Genomic DNA, 1,052 nt, shown 5'->3' with positions numbered 1-1,052 from the left:
GTATAGCCGTAGCCGCCGGAGGTGACGAAGCCGATGCGCCGGCCCTTGGACCAGACCGGCTCGAAGCCGCTGGCATCGGCGTCGACAGCGTCGACCTCCAGCGTCACGATCCGCCGCGAGACACCGGCGTCGCGCTCTTTCAGCGCCGCGTCGCGGCCGATGAACTCGGCCTTGTCGAAAGCGATGAAGCGGTCGAGCCCGGTCTGGCCGGGCGTATAGCCTTGCGTGAATTCGCGCGACCAGATGCCGAAACTCTTTTCCAGCCTGAGCGAATTCAGCGCGTAATAGCCGATCTCGGCAAGGCCGAGGTCTTGGCCGGCGGCAAGCAGTGTTTCGCGAAGCGTCGCATGCAAGGTGGCCGGACAGTTGATCTCGAAGCCGAGTTCGCCGGCGATGGACAGCCTGGCAACGCGCGCTCGCACCATGCCGATATCGAACTCGCCGCAAGCCATGAACGGCAGGGTTTTGGCGGAGATGTCCTGATGCGTGGTGCGTTCGAGGATCTTTCGTGCATTCGGTCCAGTGACGAGGAAGCCGGATGTGGCATCGGAAATGTCGGTGACGGAAACGCCTTCGGCGATGTGCGCCTCGAACCAGCGCATATGAAATTCGCGCAAATAGTAGGAGCCCATGATCCAGTATTCGCCGCCGCCCCAGTTGAGCACGGTGAGGTCGCCCTTCAGCCGGCCATTGGGCCCGAGCATCAGCGCAAGCTTGGCGCGGCCAGGCTTCGGCAGCCGGCAAGCGAGCAGCCGGTCGAGCCACGCCTCGGCGCCCGGGCCTGACACGGCATAGCGCGAGAAGGCTGTGGTATCGACGAGGCCGGCGGCGCGGCGCACCTGCAGCACCTCGTCGCCGACGATTTCGAAGGCGTTGGAGCGCTTCAGCGTCGTCTCCTCGCGGAACCCCATCGGCGCGAAATAGGCCGGGATCTCCAGGCCCCAGGACGCCGTCCACTCGGCGCCGGCGGCGCTCATGCCATCATAGGCGCCGGGGCGCTTCAGCGGCCGGCCCGCCGGCAGGCGCTCATTGGGGAAGGTCATGACGCTGTC

At 66.0% G+C, this 1,052-nt stretch carries 1 protein-coding gene; it reads right to left on the bottom strand.

Translation table 11 applies throughout. The features are described from left to right. Nucleotides 1-1,052, bottom strand: a 1,052-nt coding sequence (locus tag EOA28_RS36745; RefSeq protein ID WP_148671147.1) for an aminomethyltransferase family protein, incomplete at both ends; no start/stop codon positions are given.

Origin of the sequence: Mesorhizobium sp. M2A.F.Ca.ET.067.02.1.1 (genome assembly GCF_004023285.1) — a bacterium.
In the GTDB taxonomy this organism is placed as follows: Bacteria; Pseudomonadota; Alphaproteobacteria; order Rhizobiales; family Rhizobiaceae; genus Mesorhizobium.
The sequence above is the reverse complement of the archived record's forward strand: the minus strand, read 5'-3'. Positions and strand labels throughout refer to the sequence as shown.